This window comes from Kitasatospora herbaricolor, assembly GCF_030813695.1.
GTDB lineage: Bacteria > Actinomycetota > Actinomycetes > Streptomycetales > Streptomycetaceae > Kitasatospora > Kitasatospora herbaricolor.
In genome coordinates, this window is sequence record NZ_JAUSVA010000003.1 from 51,584 (window position 1) to 73,954 (window position 22,371).

Consider the following 22,371-nt stretch of genomic DNA (forward strand, 5'->3'; position numbering starts at 1 on the left):
CCCCTGCCGGTCCCGACCTCGACGCGGCAGCTGGCCTGACCGCCAGCACCCGACGCGGCCGCTTCCGCGCGTGACCGCGCGACCCACTGGCGCAGCGACTCCGGGGTACAGCCCAGTCCATGGAGCGCGGGCGGGGGAAGCCACAGCGGCTTGGACCTTCTACCAGTTCCCGGCAGGCCCTCCTGCCGAAGGCGGCCCGCGTTCACCCGTGGAAAGCAGATCCAACCGCGTCGGCTCATCCGACTACAGTCCCGAAGACATCCCGGCCACGCCGTCCTCCAGCCCGCGACATCGTCGTCGCAGTCGGTGCTCTTGCCGTCCACCACACGTCCAGCGCGTCACGCGGATGTGATGGAGGCACACCATAGCCCTCACACCTCCCCCACAACATGAGGAAAACCGAACTGCTGCCCGCGCCCTGGCAGACCACCAGGACCGCCGACGCTCCCCCACCGACGCCGACACAACCACACTCGGACTTGCCCCGAAACCCGTCCCGCTCCGGAACAGCCGTGCTACTCCCCTATCAAACCCAGCCCCCAAGGCCGAACGCATCTACGAGAAACGGCACCGGCCCTAAAGGAAACTGACCCACCGCCAGCAACACGGCACCACCCCACGACACATCTCCCGAACATCAAGCAAGGCACTGACCTGCGCAAATACAGCGAAACACACAGGCATTCCAGCAACATCCACGTGATTCCACTCAAATATCCGAACCCTCAGGTCAGATCACCCGTGAGCGCGACCCACGATCACCATCAGCACATCACCGCAGCTCAGCGGCCATCCACCGCGAGCTTAGAAATTCCAGCCAAACCTACGGAATCCACGTCATCAGAACGCCACTGGACTCCGATCAGAACAGGTAACTCACACCGGACACCCGTCCTCCAACAGCCACCACCCACGCCCCGACACAGTCCTCCAGCGCGGGCGGCATGGCGGCCGCGGCGGGAGGTGCCGGCCTGACGGCCGCACCGGTGAGTGGCCGGTGGCGGGGCCTGGCGGCCCGCCAGGGGGCGGGCGAACGCGGGGCGGGGATGTTTCGGAAGGTTGCGTGCCCGAGTCGGAATGGCGCCACCCAGCACTGGTGAGGGGAAGTCACGTCGGCCGACCACTCACGGGCCGTCAGGCCAACGCCACACGATTTCGCGGATGGTGCTCCCGAGTCCGGGGCAGGCTGGCCGCCCCAGCTCAGCGAAGGGCCGTGCCGACCGCACTCACCAGCACGAACCCCATAAAGCCCGCGCTGAGATACATGCCGAGCCGGATGTAGCGGTACTTCGTCGCAACCGTGCGGGAGAGGATCGCGAACTGGGACAGGTCCCGCTCCACCAGATCGGTCTCCTCGACCACTGAGCGGACTTCGTCGAGCGGCCGCGCGCGGACGGCGAGGGCGATGTCGCCGAAGTAGTGCGCCCTCCTGCTGTCACCGGCCCCCGTCCGAGGCATCACGGCACTAGCAAACAGCACCAGTGCGGCCACCCCGCATCCACAAGCGCAGAAGAAAGCCAGCCCAGCCCACCATCCTGACGTGAGTGGGTCGTAGTGCCCCGAACTCAGCGCGCCGGCCAATGCGGCGAGCGCCACCCCCAGGGCCGCAAGCAGCAGGTTCGCCTTCTGGTCGGCCTTGGCCAGTTCCTCACGGGTCTCGGTGAGCAATATCCTCGCCAGTTCGGCCCCGCGCCCGCTTCCGTTCCCGCTTCCCCCGGCCGCACTTGCCGCCATACGACACCCTCCCCACTCGCAGCTCCTCCAACTCTACTGGTAACAGTAGGGTTTAAGGCAACATCACTGTTGCCGACGGCGTCGCCCTGGCAAGATGAGGGCCGCACACGAGCGTCGGGGGGTCGGCACATGCCTGCGGCAACCTGAATTCCTTCGGTACGGTCACGCCGGGACGGTCATGGACAGTCGGAATAAAAATCGCTGCTACATCATATCGAGCGACATCAAGAACTACAGGGGGAAGGTGAACGGGGCGGATCAGGAGGAGTGGCAGAAAACCCTCCGGGACTCCATCGGATCAGCCGCCGAACAAATCGGGCTTCAATTCGATTACGAGGCGGAGAAGAGGGCCGGAAACCTTCAGGCCGAGGGTGACTCCATTACCTGGAGAATAGCCGACCAGCAGGTCGAAGGATACAAGCTGGCTACCGATTTCATCATCGCTCTGGGCGAGCAGCTCAAGAGTCGCAATAATCTCTCGGGGGGCGACCCGCTGAGCATACGGATCGCGATCGACCTCGCGGTCCTCCCTGTGGGGCCGAACGGCTGGCTGGGGGACGCGCACCAAGTCGGGGACATGCGGGACTGCAGTCAGCTCAGGGACAGCCTCGACGTGGCACCCCAGAACATTGCCGTGGCTGTGAGCCGTCTGGTGTACCAGGACGTCAAGATCAGTACCCGCAGCGGGCGCCTGTTCCATGCGGTCAGCTACAAGTCGAAGTCCGGAGAAATCGCCAACGCTTGGATTTATGTCCCCGGAGCGATCCCGTGGAGCACCTCAAAAAATCCGAAGAAGAAAGCGGTCTACTGGGGTGCAATTCTCGCCTCTGCGGTCCTCGCCGGAGCCGTGGCCTTCTGGCTGGCAAATACTCCCGAGAAGCAGAAGGTCGAGAGCCTGAAGACCCCTCCTGCCGTCAAGATGACGGCCGCGGACAACTCCACCCGGCCGACTTTCGAGGCAAGTCGTGCGGGGCGCTACATGGCGCTGACCGTATCCCTAGAAAATCCGCAGGGTAGCGTCAACGACTGTCTTCACCAGGCCACGCTTATGGTGGGCGGCTCCTCCAACTCGCCGGAGGTTCCCCTCGTCCCGGGGCAGCCCACGATCATCGACCTCGGAGCGCCGACGAATTTGGCTCACCCGGTGATCCGCCTGGCCGGGGTCGACTCGAACTCGAACTGCGTTCTCATGCTGGGCTACGACGAGGCGGTCATGTCCGACTCCATTTCGCTTTTGAAGGAGCATCCGTGAATCGACACCGAATCGGCCTCTGCATGATTCTGGCGGCCGTCCTGCCTCTCGTTTCATGCCATGGTGACACTCCGAGTCCGTCCGACCCCACCGGAGCCGCTGCGGCGAGCCAGTCGCCCGCGGTGCTCAACTCCGAAGCCGCCCCGGAGCCGTCCAGACCTCCGGGATCCCTCCCGCTCTTCGGCTCGACGAAGCGGGTGCACATCTACATCGGCATGAAGAACGATCAACCTGGATGGACTCAGACCGCCGGCTACAAGGCGGCCGGCTTCGACAACTCCGTGGCCGATTTCCTGGGCAAGGAGAAGGAGCTGAACTTCAGCTTCGACCGGGTCGACGTTCCGTCCGGCGATCGTGACAGCAAGCTCGTCAACCTCGATGTCCAATTCGTCATCGCAACCTATTCCATGACGGATGATCGTCGAAAGCTCGTCGACTTCCTCGGGCCCTACATGGAGACGCCCCAGGCCATTCTGGTCCGCGCCGACTCGAAGATCAAGACCATGGCCGACATCAACGGATCGACCCGGCTCTGCACGGCGAAAGGCGGTCTGTCGGCTTCCGCGAAGCCGACAGTTGGAACGGTGGTCCTGGAGGATGACTATTCGGATTGTGCGAAGAAGCTGCTGGACGGGAACTACGACGCGATGTTCACCGACACTCTGATCCTCTACGGATACGCGGACCAGAGCAACGGAAAACTGGAAGTCCGTCCGGATATCAACCTCGACGGCCCAACCGAGTACGGCATCGGCCTGCCCAAGGACAGCCTGAAAGATCCGGTGAACTGCGCCAGGATGTTCACCGCGCTGCACGATTTCCTGCTGGACGGCTGGGAGGCCGCCTTCAGGGGCAGCCTGCCCGTCGCCGTCCAGAAGAATCCCACTTTCATCCAGAACTACCGGCCCGACCCTCAACGTGTCATCCCGGAGAAGAACTGCCCGAAACAGGGTTGACCGGGGCCTTTCCAAATTCCCGGTGATCATCACGTGAGTCCGCAGGTCGCGGCGGGCCGAGGGGGTAAGCGGGCCCGCCGCGACCGGCTCAGAAGCCTTCAGCTTCGTCGTCGAAGCTGAACGGTACGACCGTCCACGGCAGGCCGGGGCTATCGCGGACCGGCCAGGCACGGGCGATCCGGCCCTCCAGCGCACGTCACCCGGCGCGACAGCGCCCCCATAGTGACAGGGCACGCGACAGGGCACCCGCGAGGTCCCTCTCACGGGTCCAGTCAGGCCAGCGAGAGCCGCACCGTCCCATCCGGCAGCGGCTCGTACAGGACATCCCCGACCGCCCCGTCCACCGTCCGCGTCGAGGTGGTGAGCATGTGCCCGCCGTCCAACATCAGCTCACCACCCGCAGCGCGAACCAGAGCCACCAGCACCTCCAGCGCATGCCAGTCGGGAGCGATCCGGCACGGACCGTACAAGTCGTCATCCATACCCGCACAACGACCGGGCAGCCACCCGGCCCCGGCCCGCACCCGCCCAGGGCCGGGAACGGACGCCAGCTCCTGGCGGCCGGGGGGCACGACGGCGGGCAGACGGCCGGCGGCGGGCCGGAAGCGGTCCAGCCTGGGCCGCCGACCGGAAGCAGCCGGCAGCACGGGGCCGTACAGGCCAGGAACAGGGGCGACGGGCTGGCGGCCCGGAGCCCCGACCGGGATCCGACGGGCGCGTGGGGCGACTCACCAATTCCGGTGAGTCGCCCAGGTCTGTCGCAGCATCACGACACTGACTCACCAGTTCTGGTGATTCGACCCACCGAAACCGGTGAGTCACACTCGCGGACCGACAGCAGCCCTGCGCCGGGCCTGAGGGGTCTGCAGCGGCCAGGAGCAGCGGGCACCCACCACCCCGGGCGCGGTGACCAGGACGACGGCCAGGCGCAGCGGACCGGAGCCAGGGCGAGCAGGCGGGGCCGTGCGCGGCCTAGTACTGCAACGGTGCTTACCGTGATGAGGCTTCAGCTCTTGGGCTGTGGCCTCGTCGCTTGTAGTGGCTGGTCCGGGCCTGGTGCTGGCGTCGGCGGCGCCATCGGGACCGGTGCAGGACGTGGTCGATGCTGCGGCGGACAGGCCGGGTCAGTTGGGTGAGCAGCCGGCGGATCTCGGGGACGGTCAGCGGGATCAGGTCTGACGTTCGAGCAGGTCGTGCCCCTTTTCGAGGTGCTGGGCGCGCAGGACGGTGAGGTAGGCGTGGGCGGCCATGGCGAGGGTGATGTGCCGGTACCAGCCCTGGTGGCGGCGGACCTGGTAGTCGTCCAGGCCGCACTGGCCCTTGGCGGTCTGGAAGCATTCCTCGATCGCCCAGCGGGCGCCGGCGACGGCGATCAGCTCGCCCAGTGTGGCGCCGGCGGGTGCGTAGGCGATGTAGTAGGCGATCCTTGTGGGATCGGTGATGCTGCGGCGGGCCAGGACCCAGTGCTTGCGGTCGGGGCGGTGCCAGGGCCGGACCTCCACGCGTGCCCAGTCGTAGACCCGCAGGCCGTGCGCGCCGTCGCCGCAGGAGCGGCGCTTCCACTTCTGCCGCGGCAGGCCGGTCATGAGGTCGTGGAGCCGGTGGTCCATGGCCTGCCAGGTGACGACGGTGTCGTGCCGGGTCGTGGCCACCACGTGGAAGACGTCGGCCTGCTCCAGCTCGAAGCGCCAGCTCTTGCTGTAGCCGTAGCCCGCGTCCGCCGTCACCCAACGGAACGGGATCCTGTCGTCGATCGCACGGCGGACCATCGCCCTCGCGAGCTGGACCTTGGTGGCGAACTCGACCTCGTCGCCGATCCCTGCATCCCGGCAGCGCTCGCGGTCGTCCGTCCAGGATTTCGGCAGGTACAGCGCCCGGTCGATCAAGGTCCGGCCCCGCTCGCCGGAGTAGGCGAGGAAGACCCCGACCTGGCAGTTCTCGGTGCGGCCGGCGGTGCCGGAGTACTGCCGCTGGACGCCGGCCGACCGCACGCCCTTCTTCAGGAACCCGGTGTCGTCCACGATCAGCACGCCACCCGGATCCGCCAGGTGCTCGACCACGTACCCGCGCACATCGTCGAGCACCCCGTCCGCGTCCCAGTCGATCCGGTTCAGCAGCCGCTGGATACGGTCCGGACCGCCGTGGCCGGCCTCCTCGGCCACCGTCCAGCCGTTCTTGCGCTCCAACGGAGCCAGCAGGCCCCGCATGTACGCCAGCGCCGACTCCCGCGACTCGCTCCGCGCGAACCGGTAGGCAAACCGCTCGTGCAACCCGGCAAGCCCGTCCGACCAGCGCCGAGCATCGACCTCGGATATCTCCCCACCCATGAACAGCCCAACGAGCGAACCCGACAACCGTCACGGTAAGCACCGTTGCAGTACTAACCGGCGACGGCGCCAGCCGGCGTCACCAAAGGCGCAGGAAGCTCCGGACGTCGTCATAGCCGTCGAGAGCCCGACCATCCACGTCTGCCGGGTCCGTCTCAGCCCGCTCCGCAAGCGACTTCGCCAGTGCGAGGGCGTCGTCGCCGAGATGGCCGAAGCGTCGAGCGGTATGGCCCAGGCACAGGCCGGCCAGCCCGAGAAGCGGACTGCCCGACACGGCGCGCGTCCCGACTTCCATGCACCAGTGCTCGGCGAACTCCCGGTCGTTGTCGCTCAAGGCGACGCCGACCAGGGCGTCCGCCGCTTCACCCTCGTGCGAGCGGTCACGCAGAGACCGCTCCAACGTCTCAGCCACGACCTCATGAGGCAGCACGGGAGGGTTCTCGAAGCTCAGATGAGAATGCATCCCGCGAGACTACGTGCCCCGCGCGGTCCGCACTCGACCGCCAAGAACGGGGCGAGCGTTGCCTGATGCGGCGCTGGGAAGGCGCCGGCAAGGTGACCGGCAACGAGCGTCTGCAGGCCGAGGGCACGGCTGACCGGGCCAAGGGCGACGTGAAGCAGGTGGGCGAGCACGTCAAGGACGCCTTCGAGCGCTGAGCCGCTTGAAGCACCCCGACGTGGCGGTGGGGCCCCAACCAGACCTTGGTTGGGGCTCCACCGTCACGCACCGCTCCAGGGCATCGACCGCCGAGCAACCCGGCGGCACCCCGGGTCAGGGCTTGCTGAAGTAGCCGAACAGGTCGGTAACGATGTGCGTGCTTCCCTCGTGGTTGTAGATGTCGACCTTCCCGTCCTGACCGACCGGGGCGGTCACGTGGTTCGGCACGGTGGTACCGGGTTGTGTGTTGAGGTTGCTGGTGCCGGGCCGCGGTTCCCCGTGGGCCCACACGGTGAGAAAGCTGGTGCTGCTCGCCGCGGTGGCGGTGACGTTCAGGGCGGCCCCGGTCGCGCCGGCGGGGATGCCGCCGACGGTGGTGACACTGTCCGGGCCGGGCCGGGCCGCGGCGTCGGTCCTGGTGTCGCCGAGACGCACGGGCCGGACGGGGGTGTACAGGCTGTCGGCGCCGGGGCCGTAGTACCCGAAGACGTCGAGCACGGCGTGCACCGAACCGACGTGGTTGTACAAGCTGATGGTGCCGTCCGCGCCGACCGGGACGATCACCTGGTTGGCGCGGTCGCGGCCCGGCGAGGGGTTGAGGCTGGTGGTGACCGGGCGGTCGCTGTCGCCCGACCAGAGCGTGAAGTAGGTGTCGGCGGAGGCCTGGGTGGAGGTCAGATTCAGCGTGACGGCGGAGGCGTCGAGGGGGATGCCGTTGATCCCGGCGACCTTGACCCGCCGGGTCTCGTCGCCGGTGAGCGCCGTGCCGGCCCGAGTGTCCATCAGCCGCCGGGGAGCGACGGCGGCGAAGCGGCTGCCGACGTTCGGCTGGTAGTAGCCGACGACGTCGACCACGGCCTGCGCCCGGCCGGAGTTGACCACGATGCTGACGGACTCGTTCGACCCGAGCGGGACGGTGACCAGGTTGGACGCCGTGCTGCCGGCGGCGACGTTGACGTTCGAGGTGGCCGGACGCGGTTGGCCGGCCGGCCAGACCGTGAGGTGGGTGTCCTCGCGCGATTCGGTCGCGGTGAGGTTCAGGACCACCGCGGATATGGAGCCGGAGGTGATTTCGGGATAGCGGCTGGTACCGAGCGGGATCTTGACGGTCCGTACATCGCCGCCCTTGAGGCCGACGCCCACTTCGCGGGTGTCCAGCAGCCGGTACGGATTCACCGGCAGGTAGCCGGCCGGCGCGTACGCGGCGTGGTGGGTAATGCTGCTCTGCGCCGTGCGGCCGCGCTTGTCCGTGACCGTCAGCCGGATCGTGTAGTCGCCCGGGGTGCTGTAGGTGTGCCTGGTGTACTGCGGGAAGTCGACGTGCACGGGGGCACTGCCGTCACCGAAGTCGACGGTGGAGCCGGTGAGCGGCCAGGACGATTCCGTGGCGGAGCTGTCCACGTTGACGGTGAGGGGCGCGATGTGGCCGAGCGGATTCATCGAGTCCGGAATGACGTCGGTGGCGGTGAGGGACGGCGTCAACCGGTCGGCCACCGTGGCCTTGACCGCGACAGTGGCGCTGCTCACCTGAGCGCCGGCCTGGTCGGCCACCGTCACCTTGGCGTCGTAGTCACCGGGGACCGTGTAGATGTGCTCGGCGCTCGCCGTGCCGGCCTGGAGGATTGTGCCGTCACCGAAGTCGAAGTGATAGGTGAGCCCGGCGGGCAAGGTGGCCCTGGCGCTCGCGAGGGCGGTGATCGTGGTGCCGACGGGAGCCCAGGTCTCGTCGAGGGACAGCGTGACGGCGGGCAGTGCGCTCTGGGAGCCGACGGCCCCGAGGTCCAGCTGGCTGATGCTGTCGGTGCCGGCGTTGGGGATCACGTCGGCGGCCGCGAGGGGCGCGGGGAGCCCGAGAGCGGTGATGAGGCCGGCGGTGGCCAGCCCTACGATGCGGCGAGCGTGCACGAAAGTTGTCCCTTTGATGGAGTTGCGGAGTGGGCTGCCGTCGCCCACCCCCGGGGTTCCGGGGGCGGGCGACGGCCGTTAGTGATTCCTGCGATGCGGTGGAGTCCACACCCCTGCCAGCGCCTTCGGCACGAGGCCTTCCGAGAGGCCGGACGAGGTGCCTCGGCGAGGCACTGGCCCCGTGTCCCCAGGGTGTCAGGGGTTCACGGGAAGCGCGGGGGCGTTGAGGGTGGGGATGCTCCAGGTCTGGGCGGGCGTGCCGTTGCAGTCGAGGATGCGCAGGCGGGTGCCCGGGGTGGTGTCGTTGTTGGGCAGTTCCAGGCAGCGGCCGGAGACGGGGTTGTAGAGGCTGCCGTTGGCACGGGCGAGCCACTTCTGCCGGTCCGTGCCGGGGGCGCAGGTGCCCAGGCCGACGGCGGCGCCGTTGGCGGTGTTGCCGCCGGTGAGTTCCAGGCACATGGTGGTTCGCAGGTTGACGGTGGCGTCGGCGGGGTTGACGACGAAGTTCTGGGCGGGGCTGTTGTTGCAGCCGGTGATGGAGATGCCCTGGCTCGGGTCGTTGTTGGGGACGTCCAGGCAGTCGGCGGTGGAGGCGTGCCGGACGGCGGTGGTAGTGGGTTCGGGGACGACCGCGGTGTTGTAGACGGCGAAGTTGCTGATGCTGCCGTTGAAGCTGGGGTTCTGGGCGGTGGGTGCCAGGCTGCTCTGGTACTGGTAGCGGCCGAGGACGAAGGAACCGTTGGTGGGGAGACTTGGGGCGGTGGAGCGGTTGGCGCTCCCGGCGAGCGCGCCGTTGACGTACAGGCTCATCTCGCCGGTGGTGGCATTGAAGCTGGCGGTCAGTCGGGTCCAGGCTCCGTTGGTGACGAGGGCGGCGTTGTTGCTGGTGCTGGTGTAGACGTAGGGCCAGGCGTCGTTGTCGGCGGTGGCGAGGGCGAAGCGCCAGGAGCCGCCGGTGCCTTCGCTGTACAGCAGGAAGCTGGCGGCGTGCGCGGTGCTCTGGCTGGCGACGATGCCACCGGCGCCGGTGGACTTGGCCCAGGTACTGAGGGTGAAGCTCTGGTTGGGGTTCGCGATGGCGGGGGTGGCGGTGGTCAGGGCCGAGGTGCTGCCGTTGAAGGTGGCGACCTTGGTGGCACGGCCGTCGACGGTGTCGCTGGTGAAGCTGATGTTGCTGTTCGTACCGGTGTAGGTGTTCGGGGTGGCGTCGGTGTTCTCGTCGAGCTGCCACTGGGCGCTGGGAGCTTGGGTGGTGCCGCGGTAGTGGAAGTCGCCGAGAGCGGTGACGCGGCCGTTGGTCGCGGTCGCGGGCCAGACCCGCAGGTTTCCGTCCCTGTTCAGCGCCCACAGGTCGGGAATGCCGTCGCCGGTCTGGTCGCCGTCGGATCCGACGATGGGGTAGTTTCCGACGTCGAACGTGCCCTTCGAGATGACGGAGGCCGAGGTCGGGGCGACTGCGGTGACCACGGTGTAGCTGCCCGCTCCGTCGGTACGGGTCTCGGTGGTCAGGGCGTACTGGCGGATGTCACCTGCCGTCGTGCTGGTCGCACTGTTGTCGGTCCGGGCCCTGGTCCACAGCGCCGGAGCGATGGGCACGGTGCCGGTGACATCGATCGCAAGGGTGTTGCCGGGCACCATCAGGTCCAGGTTGTCCCAACCGCCGGCCGCCACGAGATTGGGAGCGCGCAGCGAAGTGACGGTTTCGGCCGGATAGTACCAGAGGTTTCCGGCGTGGACGGCGAGGATCCCGGTGGCGTTTTCGAAGTTCCGGCTGGGGAGGCGGATGTTGTCGGGGGAGCCGATCGGTGTGATCTGACTGGTGTTCTGCCACCCTCCGTTCTGCTGGTAGCCCGGGCATGCGGCGGCGGTGCCCACGCAGTCGGGCCGGGTCAGTTCGGTCGCCTTGCCTTGTTTGAAGGAGCCGTTGTCGCGTTCCGGGTTGGCGTAGTAGTAGAGCTTGTCGCCGCCGTCACGGTGCACGAAGAGGTCGTCGACGTTGCGCCCGGGGTTCAGGGAGCCGCGGTGGGTGACGTGGAAGTCCTTCCACCCGTTTGCGGTGGCCTCGGGTGCCTGGCCTCGGGCCACGGTGGTGCCGGTCGGGGGGACGTTGGTGTTGCCGGGGTCGGTGGCGCGGCCGTGGGTGATGAGGTTGCCGGCGGCGTCGGGGACGAGGATGTCGGGGCGGGCGTCCCCGGTGGTGTCGCCGAACGCGACGGGGCCGTCCGTCCAGGGGACGTAGAAGGAGTAGGAGACGGTGGGGGAAGCGTTCCCGGCCTCGTCGAACACCTCCGCGAAGAGGATGTTGGTGCCCCAGTGCTTGGGCGTCGTCGTGAGCTCGGTGACGGTCAGCGGAGTCCCGCAGACCTGGTCGGCACCGACCAGCTGAGGGTCGTAGCCCCAGCGGACACAGGACAGGCCCGAGGCGAGCAGCCCGGAGGGGTTGGGGTCGTACGCGGCGAAGGGAATCTTGCCGGTGTCACCCAGGTGCAGTTTGGTGACCTGGCCGCTGCCGGAGGGCGGGTACTGGGTCGTGAGGTCGGTGACGGTGCCGAAGGCAGCGATGGGTGGGGTGGTGTCGACGGCGAAGTGGCAGACGGGGGTGGCGGGGCCGCGGAGCAGGCCGTCGTCGCCCTGGGTCTGCCAGCCGTAGTAGTGGCCGTCCTTCAGGGTGCCCAGGGGGACGTTGTAGGAGGCGCGGCTGTCCTTGGGGACGAAGGTCGACCAGCCGCTGGCGACGCCGGGGGCGCCGGCGACGGAGTTGTCCCAGATGCTGGCGAACTGGGTGAGCTGGGTCTGGTTGTAGCTGCTGACGACGGAGGTCAGTGCGGTGCCGGTGCTGGTGACCCAGCCGTAGTCGGACAGCGGAGCGTCGTAGCAGGCGTCGGTGTCGGGGGCCGTGACGCGGTTGGGCGTCGGCAGGGCCTTCGGGTCGGTCGGCGTCAGCGGGGGGTGGTCATACAGGGTCGACAGGACGGCGTCGTAGTCGAAGCGCTTGAAGCCGTTCTTGTCGCCGGTTCCCTCGTTGCCGGCGAGGAGGAAGGCGAGCGGCTTGCTGGTGTCGGCGAGGGCGCTGCGCATGGGGGTTGTGATGTTGTAGTCGACGCCGATGCCGCCCATGCAGTTGGCGTTGTTGCCGTTGCCGGGGACGTTCTTGCTGTCGACCCACTCCAGCTTGCTGTGGTTGTTCCAGTTGGTGTTGTTGTCGAAGGCGCCTGCCCGGTAGAGGGTGACGGGGTAGGTGGCGGTGCAGGACCAGTCGGCGGACAGCGACTGGGTGACGTGCAGGTTGGCGTAGCTGATCGCGGTGGTGTTGAAGTAACCGTTGAGGTTGAACTCGTACAGCGCCCGCTCGATGCCGGTCACAGGTTCCCAGCCCTGGTAGCCGACGCCGGGGCGATCCCGGCCCGTGGAGCCGGTCCTGTCGAAGTTCGAGCTGACGTTCGGATAGCCGGACTGCACCCAGGAGTGGTGGCTCTTGCCGCGGGCGTCGTTGGACCAGGACGGGTCCACGTAGATCGGGTAGCTGGTGTTCGCGCCGTCCAGCAGTTCCGGGCTGGGGGCGAGGTGGATCGTTGCCTTGCCCGGGCCGTCCGTGCTGGTGGTGACGGGGATGCCGGCGGTCGTGGCGCTCGGGCCCGGGCCGTCGGTGGTGCTCGGCGTGCCGTCCGCCTGAGGCTGCGGTTGCGCCGAGGCGTCCTGCTCCGTGAACGCGCTCTGCACGACGGCCGGCTTGGCCGGCGCGTTCGCCGCCGCGCCTTCTGCGGCGGTCAGGGGTGCGCCGGCGGACCACATCTGCGGGGGCGGGGCCGTGAAGACGCTCTCGCCCCCGCTGGCCGCCTGCAGGCTGCCGTCGGCACCCGAGGAGATGTCCAGGCCCTTCGAGGTCGTGGGGAACTTCAGTGCCCTGACGGCCGGGTTCGCGGCCGCGGCCGGCGTGTGCAGGATCAGCACCGTGGTGTAGCCGCCGAAGCGGGTGACGTTGACCTCCAGGTCAGTGTCCGGTGCCACGGAGGTGAACAGGGCACTGTTGCCGCTGACCATCGGTGTCGGCAACGCACTGGGGAAGGGCGAGCCGACGGCCAGCTGCTTGCCGTCCCTGGTAGTCATGGTCGCCAGCGGCCCGCTGCCGCCGCCCGAGATCACCAGCTTCTCGCTCGCCGCGGCAGGGGCCAGCGAGCCGTCCGCCTGCCGCACCAGGGTGTCGTCCAGGCCGACCCAGGAGCCGTCCGCGCGCTTGGTGCGCTGCGCGTCCAGGTGCCGTTCCTGACGGAGCTTGCCCTCGGGGGTGGCGGTCGTGGTGCTGAACTCGTCGGTCAGGGAGGGTACGGGTACGTCTTTGCCGGTCCTGGCCGCCTCGGCGAGCGCCTGCTCGGCAGGGTCCGACTGCTGCACCTCCCCGGCGTGTTTGGCGTCGCCCGCGCGGATGGCCGCCTGGACGTCCCCGGTTTCGGCCCTGGCGGAGACCGGGGCGAGGGAGAGCAGCGCTGCGGTCAGGGACAGGATGGATGCCGTCGCGGTGGCCCGAAGCCGCACGGCCCCTGTTCGTGGAGTGCACGTGGGTGGTTTTTGACGGGCCATCGAATTTATAGGCATACGGCGCACGAGATCCTCAAACGAAGGCCCCTGCGCCGGTGCGCAGAGGTCATCCGCACACTTTCAAGGCCATAAGGGAGAGTCAATGATGATTTGACTTCCAATGTTTGCTAATTGTCCCGATTGCGCACGGAAGAAGATGATCTACGACTGCACGTGAGATGCATCACAGGGGCGATCCGATGGACATCACTGCAGGCCAGAGCCGCCAGGGGCTTAGAGTTCGCACAAAATGATGTGATCGGGCAACAGGCTCCGATCGGTCACATTTGAGGCCTGGTGACAATGTGTCAGTAAGCAAGAATCCTCCACCTCCCAATGACTTCCGACGGCGAATAGCAGGTCCCTTGGGGCTGGCTGTCATCGCGTCATTGCTGGGCCCCTTCGCCGCGCAGGCCGCAGCGGCAAGCCCGGACCCCTCCCGAATCTGGTCCCCACCGAACACCCCGTTGCCCACCACTCGTTCGGTGAAGGCTGTGGAGGTCTCCAAGCCGGCCCAAACCGACGCGAAACGACCCGCCAATCCTGCGCCGGCACGGACCGCGCCGGCACGGCCGCAGGCGAAAAAGGAAAGTGCGACCGCACACCTCACCGCCTCGGGAGCAGGGACCGCAGCGCAGGCCGGCGCACTCCCCGTGTGGATCAGCGCCCCGGCCCCGAAGGCCGAAGCCGCAGCGCCCTCCCCCCTACGGGCGCAGTCGGTGACCGTGGTCCAGTCCGACACCAAAGCCGCCGACGCGGCCGGCGTCAACGGCCTCCTCTTCTCCCTCACCGCCACCCCGGCCCCCGCCGATGCGGGCGCCGGCTCGCCTGAGCCGGTGAAGGTCGCCGTCGACCTCGCTGCGTTGAACGCCCAGACCGGCGGTGAGTTCGCCTCCCGAGGGCGCCTGGTGACCCTCCCGGCCTGTGCGCTCACCACTCCGCAGGTCCCGTCCTGCCTGGTCCGCACGCCGGTCGCCAGCACCTACGACGCGGCCACCAAACGGCTGGTCGTGGATGTCCAACTGCCGCTGGGCGGCGAAAGCTCTTCCCCGCCGGCCACGGGTGCGGTGAAGTCCTCCTTCGCGGGCGCGTTGGCAGCGCCGGCCGCCGCGCCGCTCGCGCCGTTGCTGCTGGGCGGGGAAATCGGCCCTTCAGGCGGCGGTGGCACCTACAGCGCTACCAGCCTCAGCTCCTCCTCGAACTGGTCGGCCGGCAGTTCCTCCGGCGCCTTCACCTACGGCTACAGCGTCCAGGCGCCTCCCGCGCTGGGCGGCGGCACCCCCGACGTCTCACTGAGCTACAACTCCTCCTCGGTGGACGGCAAGACCTCTACGACCAACTCGCAGGCCTCCTGGGTGGGTGACGGCTGGGACTTCAGCCCCGGCTTCATCGAGCGCACCTACAAGCCCTGCGACAAGGACGGCATCACCGGCTCCGGCGACCTGTGCTGGGGCGGCTACAACGCCACCCTCTCCCTCGGCTCCCACTCCGGGGAACTCGTCAGCGCGTCCAGCATGGGCGCGACGTCCGACGCAGCCACCGGCGCCTGGCACCTGAAGAACGACGACGGCACCAAGGTCGAGTTCGTCTCCGACACGGCCACCGGCAACGGCACCTACAACGGCACCTACGCCAAGGTCACCGACCCCTCCGGCACCGTCTACTACTTCGGCCGCAACCACCTCCCCGGCGGCGACAACAGCGACCAGCCGACACTCTCGGCGTCCACCGTGCCGGTGTACTCCCCCAACGCGGGCGACGAGTGCTACAAGCCGGCCCAGGGCAAGGACTCCTGGTGCCAGATGTGGCAGCGCCTGTCCCTGGACTACGTCGTGGACCCGCACGGCAACCTGATCACCTACACCTGGGCGCCGGAAGCGAACTGGTACAAGCGGGGCGCCGGCCAGAACAACGGCAACGGAACCACCAGCTCCTACACCCGCGCCACCACCCTCGCCCGCATCGACTACGGCCAGCGCCTCACCGACCAGCAGGCCGCCAAGGGCACCCTGCAGCCCGCCGCCCGCATCACCTTCGGCACCGAGGAGCGCTGCCTCGACACGGGAGCGCTGTGCACGGTCGCCAACCGGACGGTGGCCAACAAGAACAACTGGCCGGACGTCCCCGTCGACCAGGAATGCACCAACACCCCCACCTGCGCCAAGTACGGTCCCACCTACTTCACCACCAAGCGCCTGGCCAGAATCGTCACCTCCGTACGCGTCAACAACGCCTGGAAGGACGTCGACAAGTACGTCCTCGCGCACACCTTCCCCGACCCCACCCCTGACCCGAAGGACGGCGTCCCCGACCCGAACGACGCCAAGACTCTTTGGCTGAACTCGATCAAACACCTCAAGAGCCCCGCCGACCCCGAGAACGACGCCTCAGCGCCCACCGTCACCCTCGGGTACCGGATGCTCCAGAACCGCGTCGACGGCACCGACGTGATCCCAGCGCCGCCGCTGATGTACCGCCCCCGCCTGGAGCAGATCCACAACGAGACCGGCGGCGTCGTCGACGTCGACTACCAGCTCCCCGGCTGCTCACGCATCAACCACGTGATGCCGACGGCCGAGGACGACAACACCATGTCCTGCTACCCGGTCCGATGGTCCCCCACGGGCTCCATGGTCGGTGCCGACCCGGTACTGGACTGGTTCAACCACTACGTCGTCTCCTCCGTCAGCGAGAACGACTTCGCAACCCACTTGACGTCGATGTTCACCACCTACCAGTACGGGAAGGCCGGCTGGCACCGCGACGACAGCGAGTTCACCGACCCCAAGGCCCGCACCTGGGGTGACTTCCGCGGCTTCGCCACCGTCACCGTCACGAGCGGCGACGGCAACGACGGCCCCAAGGGGCAGACCCGCACCACCTACCGCCAGGGCATGGACGGCGACGCCCGCAAGGCCGGCGGCACGCGCAGCGTCCATCTCACCGACCTGCTCAGCGCCGACATCACCGGCGCCAACCGCACCTGGCTCAACAACCGCCTCGGCCAGGACACCGACGCCGAGTGGCTCGGCGGCCAGGTGCTGATGACCGAGGCCTTCACCCAGGCTGGCGGAACGGTCACGGCGCAGAACGTCTCCACGTTCAGCCAGGAATTGACAACCGCCTCCCACGACCGCGGGAGCGGCCTGCCCCCGCTGGTCGCCCGCTACCCCGCCACCAGCAGCGTCCAGACGAGCCGTGCGCTGAAGGCCGACGGCACCTGGCGCACCAGCACCACGACATCCACCACCGACCCGGCCAACGGCAACCGGCCGAACACCTCACTCAGCCAGGCCGACGGCCTTCCCGACCTGTGCACCGCCACCCGCTACGCCACGGTCACCGCACCGAACGCGTTCAAGCGCACCGACCTGGCCTCCGAGACCGTCACCGTCTCGGGCGCCAACCCCTGCGCCAAGGCCGCTGACGTCGCCACATCCGCAACCGCCGCCAACACCGTCTCCCGAGGCCAGGTGCGGTACGACGGCCAGCCCCAGGACGAGGCGGGTGCGACCGGCGACCCGACCACCACGTGGACCCTCGACCGGTACGACGCCACCGGCAAGCCCCAGTTCGTTCCGGTCTCCAGCCGCACCTACGACAGCTACGGCCACGCCGTCTCGGTCACCGACCCCAACAGCAAGGACGACCAGCACCCCAACGGCGCCACCACCACAACCACCTACACCGCGCCCGCCGCAGGCGAACTCCCGACGACCGTCAAGGTCTCGGCGCCCGTCCCCGGTGCGACGAGCGGCAGCTGGGACACGGTCGTCACCCTCGACCCGGGCCGCTCGCTCCCGCTCACCTCGACGGACGCCAACGGCAGGACCACCACCCAGCAGTACGACACCCTGGGGCGCCTCACCGGCGTCTGGTCACCGGGGCGTACCCCCGCGAGCAGTCCCAACCCGAACCAGAAGTTCGAGTACAAGGTCTCCGCAGCAGTCGGCACGCCGTCCACCGTCACCACCTCGACGCTGATGTCCGACGGCCAGGCGCCGGTGTACATGCGTCAGGTCACCCTGCTGGACGGCTTCGGGCGCACCCGCCAGACCCAGTCCACCCCGCCCAGCCAGGTCCACAACCTCGGGCGGATGATCACCGACACCTTCTACGACTCCCAGGGACGGGCCTGGCGCACGAACAACGCCTGGTACAACGACGCCAGCACCCCCTCGAGCACACTGCTTCAGCCCGCCAACGGCGAGGTGGTCCCCTCGGAGATCCACACGACCTTCGACGGCCTCGGCCGCCCGGTCGTCGCAGAGACGCTGTTCAAGGGCGTCTCTCAAACCCGGACCACCACCGCCTACCCGGGCATCGACCGCACCGACGTCGTCCCCCCGCCGGGCGCGTGGCCCACCACCACCCTCACCGACGCCCGCGGGCGTGCCAGTGAACTGTGGCAGTACAACACGCCGACCGCGACCGGCCAGGGCGCCAACGCCGCCGTGACCCGGTACACATACACCCCGGCCGGCCAGCCAGCCACCCGGGTGGACACCGCCGGCAACACCTGGAGCTACAGCTACGACCAGCGCGGCCGTCAGATCAGCGCCTCCGACCCGGACACCGGAACCGCCGCCCTCACCTACGACGCGGCCTCGCGCCTGGCCACCAGCACCAACGCCAAGGGCGAGGTGCTCAGCTACACCTACGACCTGAACGGTCGAAAGACCGGCCTCTACAAGGGCACGGTCAGCAGCGCCAACCAGCTCGCCGGATGGACGTTCGACACGATCCTGAAGGGACAACCCACCTCCTCGACACGCTACGTCGGCGGCAACATCGCCACGGGGAAGGCCTACACCACCGCCGTCACCGGCTACGACACCGGCTACCGGCCCACCGGCAGCACCGTCACCATCCCCGGCCCAGAGGTCGGCCAGGCTGCGGGAACGACGTTCACCTACAGCACGAGTGCCGCGTACAACCAGATCACCGGCAACCTGGACAACGCCACTCTCCCTGCTCTCGGCGGTATGCCGGAGGAGACGCTCAGGTACGGGTACAACCAGTACGGCGAACTGCTCGCCTACAGCAGCAGTGCAGAGATCTACAACAACGACAACGACTACGACGCGTACGGTCGCCCGATCCGTTCCACGGTGAACGCGTGGGGCACCGAAGCGGTCAGCACCATCAACTACGACGAGGGCACCGGCCGCGTCCGCTCGCAAGCCCTGGACAACCAGGCCCAGGGCACGGGCGAGGTGCAGCTGACCAACTACACCTACAACCCCGTTGGTGCGATCACCTCCATCACCGACATTCCCGACAACAAGCCGTCCGCGACCGACCGTCAGTGCTTCACCTACGACACCCTCGGCCGGCTCGCCACCGCCTGGACCGACACCGGCGGCATCACCACCCCCGACCCCAACCTGCACAAGACCCTCGACCAGGGTTCCTGCACCAACGCCTCCCCCACCAGCGGAGCGGTCGCCCCCGCCAAGAACACCGTCGGCGGTGCCAACCCCTACTGGCAGGACTACACCTACGACCCCACCGGCAACCGCACCGGCCTGACCGCACACAACACCGGATCCGCAGCCGTCCTCGACACCTCCCAGCTCACCCAGATCACCACCGCCACCGACTCCACCCAGACCTGGGCCGTGGGCCTGGCCGGCGGCAAAGTCTGGACCGCCCAGCAGAACCAGGACGGCACCTGGGCACCCTTCACGGAGCTCGCGGCCCAGGGCGGAGCGCTCGCCAACGTCGGATCCCTCTCCGCCGCCATCAGCAACGGCCAACTGCAGGTCATGGCCGTCTCCGGCGGCAAGATCTGGCACACCCTGCGCAACACCAACGGCAGCTGGCAGGACTGGCGCGACATCTCCAGCGTCGTCGGCTCACTCGCCAACCCGAGCCAGGTCGCCCTCACCGCCACCACCTCCGGCCTGGAGGTCCTCGCCTTCTCCGGCGGCAAGATCTGGCACACCCTGCGCAAGCCCGACGGCAATTGGCAGACCCAGGGCTGGGGCGACGTCTACAGCGTCGTCGGACCCCTCACCAACCCGAGCCAAATGGCCGCAGCCGCCACCGCCTCCGGCCTTGAGATCATGGTGTCCGCCAGCGGCAAGCTCTGGCACACCGTCCGCAAGCCCGACGGCCAGTGGCAGACCCAGGGCTGGGGCGACGTCTACAGCGTCACCGGCACACTCACCGGAGCACTCACCGGCCAAGGCCAACTCACCCTCGCCAGCACCACCGCCGGCCTGCAGACCGTCGCCCTCGCCGCCGGCAAGCCCTGGCACGCCGCACGCGACTCCGCCGGCCAATGGTCGCCCTGGGGAGACCTCAGCTCCGCGGCAGGCCCCGTCACCACCCCCACCGCCGTCGGCGCAGCCGGCTCCGGCGCCGACCTCAAACTCCTCCTCACCGGATCGGGCAAGCTCAACTACACCAAGCGCGACGGCGTCACCAAGAACTGGTCGCCGTGGTCGCCCCTGACCCAGCCGGCCACCAACGACACCAGCACCTCCTCCCGCTACCCGACCCCCGGCACCCGCAACACCCCCACCAGCGCCCCCAACACCGGCGGCGGAACCGGCGGGCCCCACGCCCTCCTCGGCACCACCACCACCGGCCCCGGCGGCACCAGCGCAGCCACCTACCAGTACGACGCCACCGGCAAGACCACGGCCATCACCAACACCGCCGGCACCACCACGCTCACCTGGAACAGCGAGGAGAAACTCGAAACCCTCGCCTCCACCGGCACCGCCGGAACCACGACCTACGTCTACGACGCCAACGGCAACCAGCTCATCCGCCGCAACCCCGGCAAGACCACCATCACCCTCGGCGCCGACGAACTCACCGTCGACACCTCCACCAACCCCAAGACCCTCACCGGCACCCGCTACTACCCCACCCCCGGCGGACTCACCACCGTCCGCACCGGAGCTGGCACGGCCCCCGGCGCCCTCGTTGTCCAGACGGCCGATCACCACGGCACCGGCACCACCAGCATCGACCGCAACACCCTGACCACCACCCGCCGGCCCACCGACCCGTTCGGCAACCCCCGCGGCACCCAACCCGCCCCAGGCACCTGGGCCGGCAACAAGGGCTTCGTCGGCGGCACCAAGGACGACACCACCGGCCTCACCAACCTCGGCGCCCGACAGTACGACCCCACCACCGGCCGCTTCATCACCCCAGACCCAATCATCGACGCAGGCGACCCCCAACAATGGAACGCCTACACCTACAGCAACAACGACCCCGTCAACCTCAGCGACCCCAGCGGGCTACGACCGGAAGGCGTCTGCGGGGGATTCGGAACCTGCACCGAAACTTCAGGCGGCCGCGACACCGGCGAAATAATCCACGAGACCTTCAAACTGGAGCGCGACGGAGCCTGGACCGAGTCGTACTGGAGCAAATCCGCCGGTACCACCAAGGAACACCCCAGCCTCGTCGGCAACCACATCTTCACCATCGAGCGGGGAGGAACCCTTCGAGGAAACATCAAGAATTCTCTTAGCGTCCTCCAATTCATCCCCGGCCTCAATGTCCCGGCCGCCATCGCAGCCACCGTCATGGACATCCAGGACGGCGAATTCCTCAACGCCCTGGGCGACGCCACCAACATCATCCCCGGCGTAAAGCCTCTCAAGAACGCCAAAAAAGCCAGCACCATCCTCGACCTCTTGATGTCGGCAGGCGACCCCACCGATGTAATACCCACACCAGACGCAGCCCCGGCAACGGCAGACCCTGGCTGCGCAACGCACAGCTTCCCCGCAGGCACTGAAGTTCTCCTGGCCGACGGATCCTCACTTCCGATCGAAGACCTCAAGGCCGGCGATCTCGTCGAGGCCACCAACCCCACAACCGGGGAAACCAGCGCCAACCCTGTCACGGCCACTATCACCACGCCCGATGACCAGGACTTCACCAACCTCACCCTGGCCACACCGACACAGGCGCCCGATCAGGAGGCCGGGGAGCAGAACCTCACCACCACCCAGCACCACCCCTTCTGGGACACAACAAGCCAGAAGTGGACTGAAGCAGCCAACCTCCAAGCAGGACACCAGCTGCGCCTCCCCGACGGCCGCACCGCGGCCATCAAGAGCGTCAGCAACGGCCACACCGCCCCGACCGTCGCCTACGACCTCACCATCAAGAACATCCACACGTACTATGTGCTGGCGGGGACCACGCCGATCTTGGTTCATAACTGCGGCGAGGCTGACCCCTATAGCCTTAAGCGCACTGAATCCCTATCGGGAAACGCATCCAAGCGGAATGTCGATAGTCTGACGGAGTCCATGAAGCAGGGCGGCTGGCAGGGGGACCCGATCAAGGTTGCGAAGAATGGTGACGACCTCTATATCCTGGACGGTCACCACAGGGTCGCGGCAGCCAAGCGGGCAGGTATCAACGTTCCGTATCAGATTGTGTCGAACGAGGATCTCCTGGCCAGGTACTCGGGTGGCATCGATGACGTGATTAGTGCTTGGGCCGAGGTTGCTCCAGACAAGCTGGTGAACCGCTACAAGAAGCCGGGATTCAGATGACAAGCGATGCTTCTGGCGAGGTTAAGGGGTATCTCGAAGCCCTGGCTCGGCTTCGAGCTGCCTTCGCGGAGGGTTGCCCCGACCTGGGATCTTCGTTGGCCCTGGTTGCGAAGCGTGCACGCGCACGCGAGTTGGCGAAGTCGGGGGAACTTTCGGGAGGGATCGAGTACAGCGTTCATGGGAGCGGCTGTTTGTTCACCGACCCTAGTGGCTATGAAATTGATGTCGATTTCCTAGGGGACGGCACCGAGGTATTCGATTCGTGGCGGATCAGAAGGTTCTCGCTAAGTCGCGGCATAGAATTCCCGGCCGGTCAAGATGAATTGACTCGGGAGTGCCGCAGGATGGTCATGATAGGAGTTCTCGGAGAGCCGGTCGAGGGTTGGTTCTCATTCGGAAACGATAATCAGTGAGCGGTAAAAATGAA

11 protein-coding genes are annotated in these 22,371 nt (G+C 67.9%); 5 read left to right on the top strand and 6 right to left on the bottom strand.

The window, feature by feature from the left end; genetic code table 11:
* Nucleotides 1-1,200 precede the first annotated feature (1,200 nt).
* Nucleotides 1,201-1,668 carry a Pycsar system effector family protein gene (locus tag J2S46_RS39650; RefSeq protein WP_191293779.1) on the bottom strand — a complete coding sequence of 156 codons (468 nt, stop codon included), beginning with the start codon at nt 1,666-1,668 and terminating at the stop codon, nt 1,201-1,203.
* A 244-nt stretch (nt 1,669-1,912) separates the two neighbouring features.
* Here J2S46_RS39650 and J2S46_RS39655 point away from each other — a divergent pair, with 244 nt between their 5' ends.
* On the top strand, nt 1,913-2,986 hold the full coding sequence (locus J2S46_RS39655) for a hypothetical protein (protein ID WP_191293778.1): 1,074 nt from the start codon (nt 1,913-1,915) through the stop codon (nt 2,984-2,986).
* On the top strand, nt 2,983-3,942 hold the full coding sequence (locus tag J2S46_RS39660) for a transporter substrate-binding domain-containing protein (RefSeq protein WP_191293777.1): 960 nt from the start codon (nt 2,983-2,985) through the stop codon (nt 3,940-3,942). Before J2S46_RS39655 ends, J2S46_RS39660 begins: the two co-directional genes overlap by 4 nt.
* 272 nt (nt 3,943-4,214) lie before the next feature.
* Here J2S46_RS39660 and J2S46_RS39665 read toward each other — a convergent pair whose 3' ends face one another.
* The 3 genes from J2S46_RS39665 to J2S46_RS39675 all read right to left on the bottom strand — a co-directional run bounded on the left by J2S46_RS39665 (nt 4,215) and on the right by J2S46_RS39675 (nt 6,732).
* Nucleotides 4,215-4,361 (bottom strand): hypothetical protein, encoded by a 147-nt coding sequence (locus J2S46_RS39665; protein WP_307353057.1) that lies wholly within the window; start codon nt 4,359-4,361, stop codon nt 4,215-4,217.
* A 750-nt stretch (nt 4,362-5,111) separates the two neighbouring features.
* Nucleotides 5,112-6,269: an IS701 family transposase gene (locus J2S46_RS39670; RefSeq protein ID WP_191293775.1), complete on the bottom strand. Its 1,158-nt coding sequence runs from the start codon at nt 6,267-6,269 to the stop codon at nt 5,112-5,114.
* A gap of 79 nt (nt 6,270-6,348) precedes the next feature.
* Nucleotides 6,349-6,732: a hypothetical protein gene (locus J2S46_RS39675; protein WP_191293774.1), complete on the bottom strand. Its 384-nt coding sequence runs from the start codon at nt 6,730-6,732 to the stop codon at nt 6,349-6,351.
* A gap of 65 nt (nt 6,733-6,797) precedes the next feature.
* On the opposite strand from J2S46_RS39675, the gene J2S46_RS39680 reads away from it, so the two are divergent.
* Nucleotides 6,798-6,926: a CsbD family protein gene (locus tag J2S46_RS39680; RefSeq protein WP_191293773.1), complete on the top strand. Its 129-nt coding sequence runs from the start codon at nt 6,798-6,800 to the stop codon at nt 6,924-6,926.
* Between the two features lie 115 nt (nt 6,927-7,041).
* Here J2S46_RS39680 and J2S46_RS39685 read toward each other — a convergent pair whose 3' ends face one another.
* Together J2S46_RS39685 and J2S46_RS39690 are read right to left on the bottom strand one after the other, a co-directional pair.
* The gene (locus J2S46_RS39685; RefSeq protein ID WP_229913287.1) at nt 7,042-8,832 is read right to left on the bottom strand and encodes a PKD domain-containing protein; all 1,791 of its coding nucleotides are present in this window, start codon (nt 8,830-8,832) and stop codon (nt 7,042-7,044) included.
* A gap of 195 nt (nt 8,833-9,027) precedes the next feature.
* Complete coding sequence (locus J2S46_RS39690) at nt 9,028-13,365, bottom strand: ricin-type beta-trefoil lectin domain protein (RefSeq protein ID WP_307353060.1); 4,338 nt, start codon at nt 13,363-13,365, stop codon at nt 9,028-9,030.
* A 761-nt stretch (nt 13,366-14,126) separates the two neighbouring features.
* On the opposite strand from J2S46_RS39690, the gene J2S46_RS39695 reads away from it, so the two are divergent.
* Nucleotides 14,127-21,944 (top strand): RHS repeat-associated core domain-containing protein, encoded by a 7,818-nt coding sequence (locus J2S46_RS39695; protein WP_191294690.1) that lies wholly within the window; start codon nt 14,127-14,129, stop codon nt 21,942-21,944.
* Nucleotides 21,941-22,357, top strand: coding sequence for a DUF6896 domain-containing protein (locus J2S46_RS40970; protein ID WP_370882346.1), 417 nt, complete (start codon nt 21,941-21,943; stop codon nt 22,355-22,357). Before J2S46_RS39695 ends, J2S46_RS40970 begins: the two co-directional genes overlap by 4 nt.
* Nucleotides 22,358-22,371 lie beyond the last annotated feature (14 nt).

Excerpts from the sequence above, each read along its gene's own strand:
- J2S46_RS39655 (WP_191293778.1), top strand. The coding sequence starts at position 1,913 with ATGGACAGTCGGAATAAAAATCGCTGCTACATCATATCGAGCGACATC.
- J2S46_RS39670 (WP_191293775.1), bottom strand. The coding sequence starts at position 6,269 with ATGGGTGGGGAGATATCCGAGGTCGATGCTCGGCGCTGGTCGGACGGG.
- J2S46_RS39675 (WP_191293774.1), bottom strand. The coding sequence starts at position 6,732 with ATGCATTCTCATCTGAGCTTCGAGAACCCTCCCGTGCTGCCTCATGAG.
- J2S46_RS39680 (WP_191293773.1), top strand. The coding sequence starts at position 6,798 with ATGCGGCGCTGGGAAGGCGCCGGCAAGGTGACCGGCAACGAGCGTCTG.
- J2S46_RS40970 (WP_370882346.1), top strand. The coding sequence starts at position 21,941 with ATGACAAGCGATGCTTCTGGCGAGGTTAAGGGGTATCTCGAAGCCCTG.